General features: G+C 72.2%; 12 protein-coding genes and 1 pseudogene. 5 read left to right on the top strand and 8 right to left on the bottom strand.

Features of this window, described 5'->3' with window-relative positions; all coding sequences use genetic code 11:
* Positions 1 to 236: 236 nt before the first annotated feature.
* Positions 237 to 761, top strand: coding sequence for a universal stress protein (locus tag ACFWMZ_RS00065; RefSeq protein WP_383177076.1), 525 nt, complete (start codon positions 237 to 239; stop codon positions 759 to 761).
* 343 nt (positions 762 to 1,104) lie between these two features.
* Here ACFWMZ_RS00065 and glmS read toward each other — a convergent pair whose 3' ends face one another.
* The 8 genes from glmS to ACFWMZ_RS00025 all read right to left on the bottom strand — a co-directional run bounded on the left by glmS (position 1,105) and on the right by ACFWMZ_RS00025 (position 10,860).
* Positions 1,105 to 2,934, bottom strand: coding sequence for a glutamine--fructose-6-phosphate transaminase (isomerizing) (glmS, locus tag ACFWMZ_RS00060; protein WP_383198860.1), 1,830 nt, complete (start codon positions 2,932 to 2,934; stop codon positions 1,105 to 1,107).
* A gap of 100 nt (positions 2,935 to 3,034) precedes the next feature.
* Positions 3,035 to 3,310: a hypothetical protein gene (locus ACFWMZ_RS00055; RefSeq protein ID WP_383177082.1), complete on the bottom strand. Its 276-nt coding sequence runs from the start codon at positions 3,308 to 3,310 to the stop codon at positions 3,035 to 3,037.
* A 129-nt stretch (positions 3,311 to 3,439) separates the two neighbouring features.
* On the bottom strand, positions 3,440 to 4,342 hold the full coding sequence (locus tag ACFWMZ_RS00050; RefSeq protein WP_383177085.1) for a DUF4429 domain-containing protein: 903 nt from the start codon (positions 4,340 to 4,342) through the stop codon (positions 3,440 to 3,442).
* A 139-nt stretch (positions 4,343 to 4,481) separates the two neighbouring features.
* On the bottom strand, positions 4,482 to 6,302 hold the full coding sequence (locus tag ACFWMZ_RS00045) for an IucA/IucC family protein (RefSeq protein WP_383177088.1): 1,821 nt from the start codon (positions 6,300 to 6,302) through the stop codon (positions 4,482 to 4,484).
* Complete coding sequence (locus ACFWMZ_RS00040; protein WP_383177092.1) at positions 6,299 to 6,895, bottom strand: GNAT family N-acetyltransferase; 597 nt, start codon at positions 6,893 to 6,895, stop codon at positions 6,299 to 6,301. The genes ACFWMZ_RS00045 and ACFWMZ_RS00040 overlap by 4 nt, the downstream gene beginning before the upstream one ends.
* Positions 6,892 to 8,217, bottom strand: a complete 1,326-nt coding sequence (locus ACFWMZ_RS00035; RefSeq protein WP_383177094.1) for a lysine N(6)-hydroxylase/L-ornithine N(5)-oxygenase family protein — start codon at positions 8,215 to 8,217, stop codon at positions 6,892 to 6,894. The genes ACFWMZ_RS00040 and ACFWMZ_RS00035 overlap by 4 nt, the downstream gene beginning before the upstream one ends.
* Positions 8,201 to 9,658, bottom strand: a complete 1,458-nt coding sequence (locus tag ACFWMZ_RS00030; protein ID WP_383198858.1) for a pyridoxal phosphate-dependent decarboxylase family protein — start codon at positions 9,656 to 9,658, stop codon at positions 8,201 to 8,203. Before ACFWMZ_RS00030 ends, ACFWMZ_RS00035 begins: the two co-directional genes overlap by 17 nt.
* Positions 9,659 to 9,993: 335 nt before the next feature.
* On the bottom strand, positions 9,994 to 10,860 hold the full coding sequence (locus tag ACFWMZ_RS00025) for a siderophore-interacting protein (protein WP_383177100.1): 867 nt from the start codon (positions 10,858 to 10,860) through the stop codon (positions 9,994 to 9,996).
* Between the two features lie 404 nt (positions 10,861 to 11,264).
* On the opposite strand from ACFWMZ_RS00025, the gene ACFWMZ_RS00020 reads away from it, so the two are divergent.
* The 4 genes and pseudogenes from ACFWMZ_RS00020 (at position 11,265) to ACFWMZ_RS00005 (ending at position 14,123) form a co-directional block, all read left to right on the top strand.
* Positions 11,265 to 11,921, top strand: coding sequence for a hypothetical protein (locus ACFWMZ_RS00020; RefSeq protein WP_383177103.1), 657 nt, complete (start codon positions 11,265 to 11,267; stop codon positions 11,919 to 11,921).
* Complete coding sequence (locus ACFWMZ_RS00015; protein WP_383198856.1) at positions 11,909 to 12,946, top strand: hypothetical protein; 1,038 nt, start codon at positions 11,909 to 11,911, stop codon at positions 12,944 to 12,946. Before ACFWMZ_RS00020 ends, ACFWMZ_RS00015 begins: the two co-directional genes overlap by 13 nt.
* 296 nt (positions 12,947 to 13,242) lie before the next feature.
* Positions 13,243 to 13,425 (top strand): annotated as a pseudogene (locus tag ACFWMZ_RS00010) (nuclear transport factor 2 family protein); the annotation flags it as partial.
* A gap of 125 nt (positions 13,426 to 13,550) precedes the next feature.
* The gene (locus ACFWMZ_RS00005; protein ID WP_383177109.1) at positions 13,551 to 14,123 is read left to right on the top strand and encodes a hypothetical protein; all 573 of its coding nucleotides are present in this window, start codon (positions 13,551 to 13,553) and stop codon (positions 14,121 to 14,123) included.
* Positions 14,124 to 14,546 lie beyond the last annotated feature (423 nt).

Here is a 14,546-nt window from a genome sequence, read left to right as displayed (position 1 = left end):
CTTCTGGGTACGGGCCGAGCAAGGTCTGACCGCGGGAGTAGTGGCGCCGTACCCTTGGGGCGAGTGGTTGGGAAGATGCTTCCCGGACACAGCGGGCCGGTCCACCGGCCGGCCGTCGTTCCCCCCGGGCGCCACCGGTACCGCCGTTCGACCTCCGGAGCCGGGGTTCCCCCCGGAGCCGGTACTCCTTTCGTCAGCCGTCCCTCCCCCACGAGGACCTTCCCGCCGAGACACCGATGGCCGGTCACGAATCCTTTGAATCAGCGGACCGCAAGCGGCAGGTGGCCGATCCCTCGGCCCAGCCCCTGGCGGCGGAAGAAACACGTCAGCCCTGCGATCCGGCCTTCCGGCACGGCGTCGTCGTGGGCTTCGACGGCTCGACATCCAGCGAGCGCGCCCTCGCCTACGCGATCGGCATGGCCCGTCGCTCCGGCTCGGGCCTGATCATCGTCCACGTGGCCAACCGGCTGCCCACCACCGTGTGGGCGGGCTGCGAGCCACCCGTCTTCGTCGACGTCCCCGACCACCGCACCGAGGTGCTGGGGCTTGAGCTGGCCTGCGCCGAGTACCTCGGCGACGTCCCGTGGATCCTGGTCGAGCGCGGCGGCGACATCTGCCACGAGCTGGAGGAGGTCGGCATCGAGTACGAGGCCGACGCCATCGTGGTGGGCTCCAGCCAGGGCATGGTCGGGCGGCTCTTCGGCTCGGTCGCCGGGCGGCTGGCCCGGCGGGCGCGGCGGCCGGTCGTCGTCATCCCCTGAGCCGTACCGGAATCCGGGGCAACCGGCGTACTCAGTGCGGCCTTTCGGGCCCGTACACGGGTGCGGGCCCGCCTCGCCGGGTAGTTCTCCCCCCGCCGGGTCCTCGCGCGTGCCGCGGCGGCCCGACGTTCGCCGCCGACGTGGGAGTGACGGCCGACGGGGCGGCGGGACCGGGGGCGGGCCCGGACCGTGCGGCGCGCGGACCGTGGCGGTCACCGGGGCCCGGGCCGACCGGTCCACCAGGGGTGGCCGCCCGCCGCGCGCGGTCGCCGCCCGTTCCGGCCGACCGCTCCCGCGAGCGGCCGGCCGGACTCAGGCGGCGCCGTGTGGCTCCGGGCGCGGGCTACTCGACCGTGACGGACTTCGCCAGGTTGCGCGGCTTGTCGATGTCGCGGCCCAGCTTCAGCGCCGTGTGGTACGCCAGCAGCTGGAGCGGGATGCCCATCAGGATCGGGTCGAGCTCGTCCTCGTTCTTCGGCACCACGATGGTGTGGTCGGCCTTCTCCTGCTCGCCGTGGGCGACGGCGAGGATCTTGCCCTCGCGGGCCTTGATCTCCTCCAGCGCCGCGCGGTTCTTCTCCAGCAGGTCGTCGTCGGGGACGATCGCCACGGTCGGCATGGCCGGCTCGATCAGGGCGAGCGGGCCGTGCTTCAGCTCGGAGGCCGGGTAGGCCTCGGCGTGGATGTACGAGACCTCCTTGAGCTTCAGTGAGGCCTCGCGGGCCACCGGGTAGCCGCGCACCCGGCCGATGAAGAGCATCGAGCGGGCCTCGGTGAACTCCTCGGCCAGCTTCTCGATCTCGTCCTCGCGGGAGAGGATGTCGGCGATCTGCTCGGGCAGCTTGCGCAGACCGGCGATGATCCGCTTGCCGTCGGCCACCGACAGGTCGCGGGTGCGGCCCAGGTGGAGGGCGAGCAGACCGAAGGCGACCACGGTGTTGGTGAAGCACTTGGTGGAGACCACGCAGACCTCGGGCCCGGCGTGCACGTACAGCCCGCCGTCGGCCTCGCGGGCGATGGCCGAGCCGACCACGTTGACCACGCCGAGGACGCGGGCGCCCTTGCGCTTCAGCTCCTGCACGGCGGCGAGCACGTCGTAGGTCTCACCGGACTGCGAGACGGCGATGTAGAGCGTGTCCGGGTCCACCACCGGGTTGCGGTAGCGGAACTCGGAGGCCGGTTCGGCGTCGGCGGGGATGCGGGCCAGCTCCTCGATGAGCTGCGCGCCGATCTGGCCCGCGTGGTACGAGGTGCCGCAGCCGAGGATCTTGATCCGGCGGACGCCGCGCGCCTCACGGGCGTCGAGGTTGAGCCCGCCGAGGTGCACGGTGGAGAACCGGTCGTCGATCCGGCCGCGCAGCACGCGGTCGACCGCCTCGGCCTGCTCGCAGATCTCCTTGTGCATGTACGTGTCGTGGCCGCCCATGTCCCAGGACTCGGCCTCGTACTCCACGGTGGTGGGCGTGGCGGAGGTGCGCGAGCCCTCGGTGGTGTAGGTCCGGAAGTCGTCGGCCTTGAGGGTGGCCATCTCGCCGTCGTCCAGGGTGACGACCTGGCGGGTGTGGGAGACCAGCGCGGCGACGTCGGAGGCGACGAACATCTCCTTCTCGCCGATGCCGAGGACGACCGGCGAGCCGTTGCGGGCGACGACGATCCGGTCGGGGAAGTCGGCGTGCAGCACGGCGACGCCGTAGGTGCCCTCGATCTGGCCGACGGCCTCGCGGACCTTGCCCTCCAGGGTGTCGGCCTCGGAGCGGCCGATGAGGTGGGCGAGGACCTCGGTGTCGGTCTCCGAGAGGAAGACCACGCCGTCGGCGGTGAGCCGGGCGCGCAGGTCGGAGGCGTTGTCGAAGATGCCGTTGTGGACGACGGCGACCTTGGACTCGGCGTCCAGGTGCGGGTGGGCGTTCTCGTCGTTCGGGGCGCCGTGGGTGGCCCAGCGGGTGTGCGCGATACCGACGCTCCCCTTGAAGCGGGCGGGGACCTTGGCCTCCAGGTCGCGGACGCGGCCCTTGGCCTTGACCGACTTCAGCCCGGTCGACTTGGCGCCCGACTTGCTGTGGATGGCGATGCCGGCCGAGTCGTAACCCCGGTACTCCAGTCGCTGGAGGCCTTCCAGCAGCAGCGGCGCGACGTCGTCGCGACGGCCGATGTATCCCACGATTCCGCACATAGGTTTCACCCCTCCTGGACGTGTGCCGACGGGCCGGTGGGCCCGCTCGGGTGCTCGACGGTCCCGGCATGAGGGTGCCGGGGGCTGCCGGGAATGCCGGTCAGCCGTAGACGATGCGCCGCAGCTGGCGCAGGGAGAGCGCCGGGGGTGCCACGGCTCTGCGCGGCAGCTCCTCGGCGATCCGCTCGAAGATCTCCGCGTTGCCCAGGCCTTGGGCCTGGAGTTCGCGGTGGCGGCGGCGGACGCACTCCTCGGTCGTCTCGTCGAAGTACGCCAGGACGTCCATGACCACCCGGCCGGCCTCGCCGCGGCTCAGCGGCGTGGAGCGGACCAGGTGGTCGATGAGGTCGTCATGGGTCGTACGGCGTTCGAGCACGGGTCGATACTGGGTCGCGCGGCAGGGTTTCGCAACATTCCTGCCCGATATCGGGCACGGGCGAGGGGGAAGTGGGGCGGAATGGGGGATTCCAGCGGCTGCGGTGGCGGGGCGGGCGCCGGGGGCCGGTCACAACCGCCGCAGCACCGCCTGCTTGGCGAGGCTGAACTCCTCGTCCGTCAGCACCCCGTCCCGGTGCAGCTCGCCCAGCTCCCGCAGGCGGCGCAACAGGGCGTCCGGGTCGTCGGCGGGGGCGGCCGGGGCGGCGGGCGCCGCCGGCAGCTCCTCGGGAGCCTCGCCCTTGGCGAGCCGGGCGGGCTCCTCCTGGGGAGCGCCCCGGGCCTCCAGCGCCACCAGGACCGCCGCCGCCACCAGGACCGCGGTGTGCTCCTTCTTCGACAGGCCCCACAGGTCCAGGGCGTGCGGGTCGTGCTCGGCGGCCACCGCCTTGCCGCCGCCGGAGCGGGTCAGGAAGCGCAGGTAGCCGTTCTCCAGGCCCTGGGCGGGGACCCAGGAGACCCCGGTGAGGCCGGCGAGCGGCAGGGTGGTCGGCCCGCCGGAGGTCTTCGCCTCCTTGCCCTTCCAGTTCCAGGTCAGCCGCACCTCGCGCCCGTCGAAGGCGGCCGTGCCGTCCCCGCCGCCGCCCGAGACCGGCAGGGCGGGGCCGGGCAGCAGGAACCGGTCCACCGGGCCCTCGGGGAGCTGCTCCAGCAGCAGCGCCTGGCGCACCTCCGCCACGAAGTACTCGGCCAGGTCCTCCCGGCCCGCCTCGACCACCAGCCGGTACGGGTCCGCGCCCTCGGGCAGCCGCCCGTCGGCGGCCCGCACCACCGGGCAGGCCCCGTCACGCAGGCGCAGCCTGAGCCGCCCGCCCTTGCGGTCCCGCTCGAAGGTGACCCCGGCGACCGCCGCCAGCGGCACCACCACCTCGCCGAGCACCTGCCGCACCGGGTGGGCCTTGGCGCCCGGCACGATCCGTATCCGCCCGTCGTCGTAGCTCCAGGAACCGTCCCGCTGCGTGATCTCCGCCATGCGGCAGATTCTCTCAGTACCGGCTCGCCGTACGGCCCCGCCCCGGCCCGCGCACCCACCGGGTCGGTACGAACGGAACGGCGGGCGCCGCCCGGGGACCGTACCCGGGTGGCGCCCGCCGTGGCGCGGGGACGCGGGCTCAGCGGCCCGCGAGGGGGTTGACCAGGTCGCCGACGAGCTGGAGGGCGCCCGAGGGATCGGCCAGGTCGACCATCTGCTGGTTGTTGCGCAGCTGGAGCCGGTTGAGGCAGGAGAGCGCGAAGGTGGGCGCGAACATGTCGTACTGGGCGAACTTGTCGGCCAGCTGCGGCATGGACTCCTGGTACGCCCGGACGGTCTCGGCCGCCGTCCGCCAGAAGGTGTCCTCGTCCAGGACGCCCTCGCCGGCCAGGGCGGCGTTGAGGAAGCGCAGGTAGCAGTCGAAGACGTCGGTGAAGATCGAGAGGAGTTTCATCTCCTCCGGCACCTCGGCCTTGATGCGCTCCACGGACGGCGGCAGCACCGCGTCCGGGTCCATGACGGCGATCTCCTCGGCGATGTCCTTGAAGATCACCCGGTCCACCGCGCCGTCCTCGATGACGAGGATGACGTTCTCGCCGTGCGGCATGTACACCAGGTCGTACTGGTAGAAGGAGTGCAGCACGGGCGTGAGGTACGCGTCCAGGTAGCGGCGCAGCCACACCTCGGGTGCCAGCCGCGACTCGGCGATCAGCGCGCCCGCCAGCGAGGCGCCGTCGGCGTCGGTGTGCAGCAGGGAGGCCATGGTGGCCAGCCGCTGCCCCTCGCCGAGGGTCGGCACCGGGCTCTCCCGCCAGAGCGCGGCCAGCATTTTCCGGTACGGCGAGTACCGGTCGGTGGCCCGCTCGTACTGCCGGTGGTGGTAGCCGATCGCGGCCCGCTCCCGGATGATCGAGAACCGGGCGGCGCGGAAGACCTCGTCGCCCGCGATGAGCTGCGCCAGCCAGTCGTTGATCGCCGGGGTCGCCTCCATGTAGGCGGCCGACAGGCCCCGCATGAAGCCCATGTTCAGCACCGACATCGCGGTCTTCACGTAGTGCTTGTCGGGGTGGCTGGTGTTGAAGAAGGTACGGATCGACTGCTGTGCCAGGTAGGCGTCGTCGCCCTCGCCGAGCAGGACCAGGCGCTGCTGGGCCACCTCGGCGGCGAAGGAGACGGACAGCTTGTTCCACCACTGCCAGGGGTGGACCGGCAGCAGGTGGTAGTCGGCCAGGTCCAGGCCCTGGTCGGCCAGGGTGGCGGCGAACCGCGCCAGCGTCGCCGGTTCCAGCTCGCCCTTGACCAGGGTGTCGTAGTCGAGCCCGGCCCCGCTGGTGAAGGTCGACCGGTCGCGGCGGGCCGCGAGCCAGAGCAGCCGGACGGGTGAGGCCGTCTCGGGGGCGTACTGGTGGTACTCGCGGACGTCGAAGCCGATCCGCCCGTTGTTGGCGACGAAGCAGGGGTGGCCCTCGGTCATCCCCGTCTCGATCGCCTGGAAGCCGGCGCGCGCCAGCTCGGCCGCGCTCGGGCGGGCCTGGGCCAGTTTCCACGCGGCGCCGGAGAGGGTGGAGGAGACCTCCTCCAGGTAGACCGGGAGGATCGCGTCGCCGATACCGAGCGCGGTCCGCAGGTCGAGGATGAAGTCGAGTGCGTCCAGCGGCAGTTCGGCGCCCCCCTCGCCGTGCCGGGTGATCGAGTCGGCGGCGATGTCCCAGTGGTCCAGGGACAGCAGTTTCGCCGCGAACCGGTACTCGGTCACGCCGTCGTCGGCCACCACCCGGTGGGCGGTCCGCCCGTCCGCGTCCGGCTCGGCGCCGGGCAGCGGCTCGGGCGTCAGCAGCCGCTCGTGGGAGAACTCGGCGAGGCCCTTGCGTACCAGGTGGCGCCCGGCGGCGGCCCACAGCTCCGGGGTGAGGTGCGCGGTGGGGGCGGCGAGCTGGTCGGTCGGAGTGGTCTCACTCATCGTCCGGCCTCCTCCTTCTGCTTCTCGTCCCCCGCGTGTGCTTTTCTCGCCGCCTCGAAGGCGTCCCGGGTGCAGACGCTCAGGTACGCCTCCTTCTCCGGCTTGGCGATCTTCTCGACGATCTCGAAGCCGACGGCCTCGTTGAGCGCGTGGACGGCCGCGTTGCGGACGTCGGGCTCGACCACGACGCGGACGGTGTCCGGGTCGGCGAAGAGGTACTCCATCACCGCGAAGATCACCGCGCGGGTGAAACCGTGCAGCGGCGTGTCCGTCGGGGCGCACAGGAAGTGCATGCCGACATCGCCGGGCCGCGCCTCGTACAGCCCGGCCAGCTCCACGTGGGCGGGGTCGTACCGCTCCATGAGGAAGGCCGGGGACTCCTCGTACAGCCCGATGAAGGCGTCGTGGTGCGGGTGGGCGGCGATGGCGGCGTACTCGGTGCGGACCTCGTCCACGCCGAGCCCCTGCATCAGCCAGAAGGCGGATTTCGGGTGGGTGACCCAGCCGTGCACCAGGCCGGCGTCGGCGTCGAGGTCGAGGGGGCGTATCGCGAGCCGGTCGGGGCGGACTTTCGCGGTGCGGGGGGTGGTCATACGGAGAACTCCTGGAAGGCGATCGACTTCTCCACGGCGTAGGGGGCGGTGCCCAGCAGCTCGCGCAGGATCACGGAGTTGCGGTAGGCGCCCATGCCCAGGTCGGGGGAGGTGAGGGCGTGGGTGTGGACTCCGGCGTTCTGCACGAAGATGCCGCGCCCGGTGGTGTCGATGCTGTAGTTGCGGGCGATGTCGAACCGGCCGCGCCCGTCCCAGCGGATGCGGTCGCGGACCGGCTCCAGGAAGTCGGGGGTGCGGTACTGGTAGCCGGTGGCCAGGACCAGGCCCTCGGAGCTGAGCTCGAACTCCTTGCCCTGCTCCTCCTGGCGCAGGCCGAGGGTGTACGTCCCCTCGGACTGGTCCCAGGCGGCCGACTTCAGCGCGGTGTTGGTGAGCAGCCGGGTGGGGACGGGGCCGCGCACGTTCTTCTCGTAGAGCAGGTCGAAGATGGCGTTGATGAGTTCGCCGTCGATGCCCTTGAAGAGGTTCTTCTGCTTCTGCTCCAGGCCGTACCGGGTCTCCTCGGGCAGTGCGTGGAAGTAGTCGATGTACTCCGGGGAGGTCATCTCCAGCGTGAGCTTGGTGTACTCCAGCGGGAAGAACCGGGGCGAGCGGGTGACCCAGTTGAGCTGGTAGCCGTGGACGTCGATCTCGGCGAGCAGGTCGTAGTAGATCTCCGCCGCGCTCTGGCCGCTGCCGACCAGGGTGATCGACTTCTTCGCCTGCAGGGCCGCCTTGTGCTCCAGGTAGCGGGAGTTGTGCAGCATGTCGCCGCCGAGGCCCCGGCACGGCTCGGGGACGTACGGCGGGGTGCCGGTGCCCAGGGCCAGGTGGCGGGCGCGGTAGGTGTCGCCCTGGTCGGTGGTGACGGTGTAGAGCGCGCTCTGCTCGTCGTACGTCACCTCGGTGACCGTGGTGGAGAAGCGCACCGAGCTGAGGCGGGCGGCCGCCCAGCGGCAGTAGTCGTTGTACTCGGTCCGCAGCGGGTAGAAGTTCTCCCGGATGTAGAAGGAGTAGAGCCGACCGGACTCCTTCAGGTAGTTGAGGAACGAGTACGGCGAGGTCGGGTCGGCGAGGGTGACCAGGTCCGACATGAACGGCGTCTGGAGGTGGGCGCCGTCCAGGAACATGCCGGAGTGCCAGTCGAAGTCCGGCTTCGTCTCCAGGAAGAGCGCGTCGACCTCGTCCAGCGGCTCGGCGAGGCAGGCCAGGCCGAGGTTGAACGGGCCCAGGCCGATGCCGAGGAGGTCCAGCGGCTCGGTGCGGGGCGCCGTGCTGTCGGCGGGGGCGGGGCGGGACGATCGCTCAAGAGGCGTGGACAAGGGACTCTCCCAGGTACTGCTCGGCGTGGCCGGCTATGAGGTCGAGGACGGCGGCGATGTCGGACGCCTTCGTCTCGGGGTTGAGAAGGGTGAACTTGAGGTAGTGCCGCCCGTCGACCTTGGTGCCCGCCACGACGGCGTCACCGGAGGCGAAGAGGGCCTTGCGGGCGTACAGGTTGGCGCGGTCGATCTGCGCCGGGTCGGTGGGCTGCTCCGGCAGGTAGCGGAAGACCAGGGTGGAGAGCGAGGGCTCCACGACGACGTCGAAGCGCGGGTCGGCGACGAGCAGCTCCCAGCCCTCGCCGGCGAGGTCGCAGACCTCGTCGAAGAGCTGGCCGAGGCCGTCGGCGCCCATCACGCGCAGCGTCATCCACAGTTTCAGGGCGTCGAAGCGGCGGGTGGTCTGGAGCGACTTGTCCACCTGGTTGGGGATGCGCTCCTCGGCGGCCCGGCGCGGGTTGAGGTACTCCGCGTGGTACGTGGCGTGCCGCAGCGTGGCGCCGTCCCGGACCAGCAGGGCGGAGGAACTCACCGGCTGGAAGAAGGACTTGTGGTAGTCGACGGTGACCGAGTCCGCGTGCTCGATCCCGGTGAGCTGCCCGCGCCGGGTGGGGGAGACGAGCAGGCCGCAGCCGTAGGCGGCGTCGACGTGCATCCACGTGTTGTGGCGGGCGCAGAGTTCGGCGATCTCCGGCAGCGGGTCGATCGAACCGAAGTCGGTGGTGCCCGCGGTGCCGACGACCGCCATCGGGACCAGGCCCTCGGCCTCGCAGCGGCGCAGCTCGGCGGCGAGGACCTCGATCCGCATGCGGCGCTCGCGGTCGGTGGGGATGGTCACCACCGCGTCCGGACCGAGGCCGAGCAGCGTCGCCGACTTGCGGACGCTGAAGTGGCTGACGTCGGAGGTGAAGACGCGCAGCTGGGTGGGGTGCGCGGCCTTGGCCTCCTCGCGGGCGAGCAGCATCGCCTGGAGGTTGGACTGCGAGCCGCCGCTGGTGAAGACGCCGTCGGCGCCCTCGCCGAGCCCGATCCGCCCCGCCGTCCAGTCGATGAGGCGCCGCTCGATGAGGGTGCCGCCGGCCGACTGGTCCCACGTGTCCAGGGAGGAGTTGACCGCGGAGAGGACCGCCTCGCCGACCACGGCCGGGATGACGACCGGGCAGTTGAGGTGGGCGAGGTAGCGGGGGTGGTGGAAGTAGACGGCGTCGCGCAGGTACACGTCGGTCAGCTCGTCCAGCGCGGCGGCGGTGTCGCCGAGCGGGCGGTCGAGGTCGACGGCGTCGACCACGGGGGCGAGCGCGGCCGGGGTGACACCCGTGAACGGGCTGGTGGTACCTGCCAACTGAGCGGCCACGCGCTCGACACCTTCGGTGACGGAGCGACGGTACGCCTCCACGTTCAGGTCGTTCAGCAGGTGAGACCTGGGCGCGAGGAGACTCATGAGCGGTCCTCCCGGTGAGGGGGCTGGTGATGCTCCTGGGGGGTGAGCACCACGCTGGGGCGATGAACTTAGGTGAGCCTAACCTAATCTCCATCTCGCGCTGTCCACAGGGGGTCATTTCCGTCAACTGTGGCCGGATGCACAGCCGTTGGCCGTAAGGCGTTCACGTTCCGGTCTCGATCGCGGCGGAAGTGTCCGCATTCGCGCCCCTTGCTCGGGTGTTCGGAGTTTGCGGTGGGCGCGTGGAGAAGGTGTGCATACCTGACGTGCCGTCAGTCACGCGGACGGCAAACGGCCCCGCCCGCCCTCTTCGGGGCAGGCGGGGCCGGAACCGCTCAGGCCGTACGCCGCGTCGCCGAGGCCAGCGCCTCCGCCCGCAACTGCTCCTCGCTCGCGCCCTCCCGCCAGTACCCGACGAAGGTCACCGCGCGCCGGTCGATACCGCGCTCGCCCACCAGGTGGCGGCGGAGCGTCCGCATCCGGCCCGCCTCACCGGCGATCCAGACGTACGGCTCACCGGCGGGCAGCTCGGCCGCGCGGACCGCCTCGGCCGCCGAGGGGGCGCCCTCGTCCGCGACCAGCCAGGTGATCTCGGCGTCGGCCGCCGTGGCCAGCTCGCGCCGGTCGGCGGCGTGCGGCACCTCGATCCAGAGCCGCACCGGGAACCCGGCGGGCAGCCACTCCAGGATCGCCTCGGTGGCCGGGAGCGAGGTCGGGTCGGCCCACATCAGCGCCCAGTCGGCCGAATCGGGCAGCCGGAACCGCACCGACACGTTGTCCGTCACCGCCGGGCCCAGCACCACGGCCCGGTCGCCGGGCAGCGCGTGCGCCGCCCACCGGCAGGCCGGTCCGCTGTCGCCGTGCAGCGCGAAGTCCACGTCGATCTCGGTCGTCCCGTCGTCGGCCCGCCGCTGCGCCCGCACCGTGTACGAGCGCATCACCGCCCGCTCCTCCTCGGGCATCGCCCGGAACGCCGCCCACCAGTTCTCGCCCGCCTCCACGGGCACGCGCGGCTCGCGCTGTCCGGGGTGCGGCAGGAACAGGGAGAGGCTCTGGTCCCGGCCGCCCGACTCGAAGAGCGCCAGCTCCTCGCCGCCGAAGGTGACCCGCACCAGCGAGGGGGAGAGGCGGCGGGTGCCGCGTACCTCCACGCCGAAGAACCGGAAGGGCGTACGGGCGGGAGCGGTGGGCGTGGTGGTCATGAGACGGGGCCTTCCCTCGGCGTCCTTGGTCCTGTTCCTCGGTGCGTCGTCCACGGCCGTGCGGGGTGCGGGCAGGGCCCGGGCAGGGGCTCGGGCAGGGCCGCACCGGTCGGCGTTCAGGTAAGCCTAACCTCAGTAGGGGTCGGCCGGGAGGGGGAGGGGGTGGCGACGGTCCGGGGAACCGGCGGCCGACGGCGTACGTCCCCTCCAGCGACAGGGTGCGGGCGCGCACCCGTGCGGGACGGCTCTGGTGGCACCAAGTCTCCTGCCGCTAGGTTGGTTTCGGCCGCCCGTGCGGCTCGCGCGTGCGCCGCAGTACCCGCCGATCCGGCCGCCGTCCGCCCCGCGGGCCCGGTCCCTTCTCAGCCACCCAGGTTTCGTCCTCGTCCCTCCGGGAGCCGACCGTGAACCGCCGCCCCATCCCTCTCGCCGTGACCGCGCTGGCCGTCGCTGCCGGACTCTCCCTCTCCGCCTGCGGGGGCGAGGGCTCCGATGGCGGGGGCGACAAGCCGATCGCGGGCGCCGGGCAGGAGGGCGGCGAGGAGTCCGGCTCCCCCACCGCCTCCCCGAAGGCGGACCCGGACCGGCCGAAGATCGAGCTTCCGGCCGACCTGACCATGACGTTCGAGGGCGGCGAGACCGGCGACGCCGTGAAGGACGCGGTGCTGGCCGACAGCGCCGAGCGGATGCGCGGGGTCAACGCGGTCATCGCGGGCACCGCGCCCGAGAGCGTCCTCGGCCACTACAACACCGGCAAGGCGCTGGAGGCGGCGGCCAGTTGGGTCGCCCAGTTCGAGAAGGCCGAGGCGACCGTAACCGGCGAGGTCCGTTACTACGACCGCAAGGTCGCCCTCGACGGCAAGAAGGCCGCCACGCTCTCCTTCTGCGCCGACGAGAGCAAGGGTTTCAGCAAGGACGCCAAGACCGACAAGGTCAGCAAAACACCGGTCAGCAAGAACAGTTACGTCTTCTACAACACCCGGCTCGACCTGAACGGCGCCGGGACGTGGCAGACCTCGCAGATCGTTTCCACACGGGGGAGTAAGCAGTGCCAGCCATAGGCAGAAAGTTCAGAGGGGTCGCGCTGGCCGCGGCCCTCCTCCTCCTCGCGGGCTCCGCGCCCGCCTGGGCCGACATCGTGCCCGGCGGCGACAGCGGCTCGGAGGGGGAGGTCGGCGGCGGCAGCGGCGACGACGGCACCATCAACGCCTCCGCCGGAGCCGTCGTCTACGACCACTCCAAGAACGGCTCCGGACAGGCGGCGGGACCGGTCGTCTCCGCCACCGACTGGACGCCACCGGCCTGCTACTACGCCCCCGCCCTCGGCCCCGACGAGCTGAAGGCCGAGCTGGAGCCCATCTGGGAGGCCGAGTCCACCGGCCCCGAGTGGGACGCCGCACAGCGCGACCGCTACGTCAACGGCAACCCCTACAAGGACTTCAACAAGGAGAAGGAGGGCGAGGGGTACTGGTGGGACGGCTTCATCCCCGACGGCCGGATCGGTGACCCCGGCGCCCTCGACTGCCAGGAGCCGTACTTCTGGGTCGACACCGACGACGACCCGCCCGCCGACATCCCCCAGGCCATCACCCCGGAGATGCTCGCCCAGCTCGCCTACGCCGAACTGCGCGTCCCCTCCACCGAGGTGAGCCTCGCCCCCGAGGTGGAGACCAAGGTCAACCTGCCCACCTGGGCCTGGCTGGACGGCGCGACCTTCAAGCCCGTCTCGGTCACCGCCTCCGTGCTTCTGCTGGGTATGGAGGCCACCACCACCGCCGAGCCCGTCTCCCTGCGCATCGAGCCCGGCACCGCCGACGCCGAGCTCCACCCCGGCTCCGGCGAGTGCGCCATCACCGACGGACGCATCGGCGAGCCCTACGCCAAGGGCAAGGCCGACCGCACCCCGCCGTGCGGCGTCACCTACCTCCGCTCCTCCGGCGACGGCACCTTCCAGCTCCAGGCCACCATCACCTGGAAGATCCACTGGACGGGCACCGGCGTCGCCGAGGAACAGCCCCTGCCCGACGGCACGTTCGGCGCGGACCAGGCCGTGACCGTCCAGGAGATCCAGGCGATCAACCGCTGACCCCCCGGGGCCGCCCCCTGCTCAGCGGGGCAGCCCCGCCTCCGCGACGCCCAGCACCTCGGCGATGACCTCGCCGGGGGTGCTGCGGCCCGGCTCCGTGTTCCAGGCCCACTGCCCGCTGAGACAGGCCGCCCACTCCGCCCTCCCGGCGGCCCGGTCCGCCCCAGTGAGCCGTGAACCACGCTTCGAGCTGCTCCACGCCGCCCGCTTCGCCGACGAGGGCGAACAGATCGGACGGCACCATCTCCATCCCGTCGGAGTGCAGAGAGGACGGAAGCGGCAGACGCCGCCCCAGCATCACGGCGGGCGAGGACGTCGCCTTCGCCCACGCCCTCCTGCGCTGCGGCACTCCGGAGGAGCTGGCCGAGTGCCCGGGGTTCCGCCTGCGGCTGACCCTGGGCCTCCGCAAGGAGCACGGGCGCTGGGCGATCGCCCACGAGCATCACTCGTTCCCGGACCTGCCGACCTCCTCGTCGTGACTGAGGGGGTCGCCGGAGGAGGGGACGCTCGCAGGCGGCCCCGGCCGGGGCGGGTACCGCCCCGCCACGGACTGTTCGTACGCTGAGCGCTCCCCGTCCGCCCGGCCGGCACAGGAGTCCCCGCCATGGAGCAGCCAGGTCAGCGCCCGTCCCCGGAAGCCCCCTCGGTGGACCTTTCCGTGACCTACGCCGAGAACCCGCCCCGGACCTGGACGCGGGTCTGCCTTGCCGGCTACGCCGTCTGGGTCGCGTACCAGGGGTTCCAGCTCCTGCCGGGCGACCTCACCGTCTGGCTGGTGGTCTGCGGCATGTCGCTGCTGCTGCTCGTCTGCCTGCTGGCGGTGCCGCTCTCCAAGTACCTCTACCACCGCATCCGGCTGGAGGGCGGGGAGCTGCGGGTCGGCCGTGAGCGGATCGCGGTCGCCTCCCTGAGCCCCTCCTCCCTGGCGCAGGCCGAACGCGAGCCTGGTCCGGCGGAGTTCAGGGCGTACCTGGCCTCCCTCTCCCCCGAGGAGGCGAGGGAGCTGCGGCGCCGGAGCAACGGCATGACCCGGCCGAGGCTGGTGGGCGGGGCCTGGGGGATCCCGATGGGCATGGAGGAGCTGGCGGTGGACACCCTCGAAGGGGCCTCGCTCCTCATCGCCACCCACGACCGCCGGGGGTTGCTGGAGGCGTTGGTGCGGGCCCGCGGGGCCTGACGTGCGGCGCCATGGCTGTCCTGCGCCGCCGCTCGCGTACCGGCGGCGCCCCGGACGGGCCTCCTGGAACCGGAACCTCGGCTTTGTGCTCTCGTCGCCAGGGCGCACGTGGTACGCGGTACGTGTGCGCGACGACCGGAACTCCGCTCCCGTGGCGAGCACTCAGGCCGACGCCACTTCGTCGTGGCGGCCCCGGCCGGTGTCCTGATCGACATCATCACGCCGATCGCGCCCACCGCCGACTACGCGGGGGCTTGCGAGGGGGATCCCGCTCCCTGAGCCTGAGGACGAAAGTGCCGCGCCCGGGCCCGGCGCACAGCCAGGCCCGGGCGCGAGGCGGGCGGGTCAGTCGCGGGGTGCTCCCACGCCCACCGCCCCGGCGAATATCATGCGCAGGACCAAGCAGGTGCCCGCCCCGATCAG

The organism is Streptomyces sp. NPDC058373 (genome assembly GCF_042723275.1).
Lineage (GTDB): Bacteria > Actinomycetota > Actinomycetes > Streptomycetales > Streptomycetaceae > Streptomyces.
Note: the sequence above shows the minus strand (reverse complement) of the source record. Positions and strands in the feature narration are given on the sequence as shown.